We start from the raw sequence: 2,601 nt of genomic DNA, 5'->3' as shown, positions 1-2,601 counted from the left end.
ATTCATCAATTGTAAAAGACTCACCCTCGGTTTCTTTCATGGACAGAAACTCATAAGCTAAATCTACTTGATCGTATTTACTCAATTTAATTACTCCTGACGAATTTAAAGCCAATTAACGCCGCATTAAGGGGTGAACAACGCAAACCACCCGACCTAAACCATTGTGCCGTAAACACTAAAGCCAATTCAAACCAAAACTGCCAAGCGTTGTGAATCCCTCTTAAATGCTTTGTTAGTTGCCAAACCTAAAGCTTTGATTTGAAATTGATTGCCGCTTTGCCAACACTGTCTTTGTGTGTTTTGAAAAACTCAAATCAGGCGCAGTTTCAAAGCGCCTGTCACTGAAACCACTTGGAACAAACAACGCCGTAGAAAACGGGCTAACAACACCAAAAAGCTCTTTGAAAAGACAATATCACAGAGCTGACTCTCAACAAGTGATTCGGTTTCTGAAACAGAAAATCCAACCACAAAAGAAACCTGAGAACGATTTTCACAAACCCGAACGATTCAAAATTAAAGTACGAAACGCCACCAAAAATACACTGATTTTAACTCTAAACATTCTGCTTTAGCTGCGTTTTCCTCATTGGCAACTAACGCCGCATTAAGGTGTGAACAACGCCACCACCTAACCTAAACCAATGCGCCATAAACACGAAACCCAACGATGGAATGAAAAATGCTAAGCGTTGAGAATCACCCTTAAATGCTTTGTTATGGCGCTGAACTTGAAGCTAACTGCTGAACGTCTATGAGGTCTACTTCCCTACCCAATATTCGCTTATATTCAACCAACTGATATACTGGAATGACCCGTAATTCAATACCTTGATAGCTTTTGACAACTGACTTTGAGAAGTCGATTTCAAGTTGGTGCCACGAACCGTCCAGTGAAGATTGGATCTTGGTATGTTGAGCCAAACCTATTTCAATTTTTTGATTTCGATAGATTAACTGAAAATACTCTAAGTCCCAGCCATATTCCGAGTAACGAGTAAGTGGCTTAGAAACATACTGTGAAACGTGAGCTAATACTTTTTTTGCATCTGAATTGTGGATATAGAGGTCGATGTCTGCGACTTCACGACTGCCACCATGAACCGTTGCCGCCAACCCACCGACTATTTGATACTCGATATTCTCCGATTCCAAAAGACCTTTGAGCCAGTTCAAGGCTACTTTTACTTTCTCGCTCATATAGTTTCCCTTAGCTGATTCTATCCCTGCGCCATAACGCCGCATTAAGGTGTGAGCAACGCTGCCACGAAACTTAACCATACCACCGTAAACACAAAACCCAACGATGGAATGAAAAATGCCAAGCGTTGGGAATCACTCTTAAATGCTTTGTTATGCGAACTTGCGAATTGTTAATATTGCTCAGTGAAATATTTTTTGCTTGACGCCTCACCTTCGAGACGATCATAAATAATTTTTTGGTATAAACCTTCTGAAAAAGCAATTGGATTTGAAGCATTAATAGAACTCAAAATATCTTCAGTGAACAGGATAGCATGGACACTTTGACCCCAATATGTATTAATTAACTTTTGATCATCATGAGGTATTGTCGATATTTCTTTGGATTTAAAGGAAGCTATACTTGTTCCATGAGATTTGACTTCTGCAGATTTATGATAGTCCTCCAACTCCATTTTAAGATCTACATAATTTCCAGTACCAATATAGACTCTCAAAAGTGCTGGCCGTTTAATAGAAATACTGGACTTACCGGAGTTAGTTAAAACAGCAGAAACTCGAAAAAACGACTTACTCCTTTTCAATTCATCTATTAACGTCTCTACTTTTCGTTCACTCGTTGGCAAATTTGTTTGGAGCTCGGTATAGCGTTCTTCTACATAATTTAATTGTTTTTTATATTGTTCTATAAACTGGTTAATAATTCCGTTAAAGTAACTTTCATTACCTTTAATATCTTCCATCTTGTCCTGAAACTCAGTAAAACTAACATCAACTTCATTCAATAAGGGCCTATTTAGACGAACTAATTCTTGAATAGATAAACTGTCCGGTTTTAATTTTTTAACATCATCTAATTGTTCTTGAGCATTTTCAATACGCTCAGGAAGAGCCTTGAGTTCGTCTTTTGCAGCTTCTAGCATTTCTCGAAGTTGTTCAGTCGTAACTATTCCTTTTCTTTTCCTATCAATATCTTCAAACCGCAAGCTTTCCTCAATAAGGCTTAAATAGGAACCAGTTAGTCCACCACTCACTCTTGGTTTCAGGATACCTAGCTCCAGGTGATCTTGAACCGTAATCCCGGCTTCATCTGAAATTTCCCTGGAAATTGAATTAATTTCTATCGATAGCTGAGGGGTCTGAACCCAATAACTTTCCCAGTATGGTAAACCAAAAGCTATTACCCCGCCTGTAACAATACCTGCTATCGCGATCCAATGATCTTTAGTGAATTGCGTGAAATTAAGCATATACTCTCTTCCATTTCTACTGATTCTCTAAATAATAAACTAGTTGCATTGTTATTTCTATGTGCGCATAACGCCGCGTTAAGTAGTGAGCAACGCTGCCACCTAAGCTAAACCATTGTGCCGTAAACACGAAAGCTGAATCAAA

2 protein-coding genes are annotated in these 2,601 nt (G+C 38.6%); both read right to left on the bottom strand.

Annotated elements, in window-relative coordinates; translation table 11 throughout:
- Positions 1-720: 720 nt before the first annotated feature.
- Complete coding sequence (locus tag R7O13_RS23840; RefSeq protein WP_115386103.1) at positions 721-1,203, bottom strand: nucleotidyltransferase domain-containing protein; 483 nt, start codon at positions 1,201-1,203, stop codon at positions 721-723.
- Positions 1,204-1,376: 173 nt separating this feature from the next.
- Complete coding sequence (locus R7O13_RS23835; RefSeq protein WP_206225566.1) at positions 1,377-2,456, bottom strand: hypothetical protein; 1,080 nt, start codon at positions 2,454-2,456, stop codon at positions 1,377-1,379.
- Positions 2,457-2,601: the final 145 nt, after the last annotated feature.

The organism is Vibrio sp. Y176, assembly GCF_033438945.1.
Note: the sequence above shows the minus strand (reverse complement) of the source record. Positions and strands in the feature narration are given on the sequence as shown.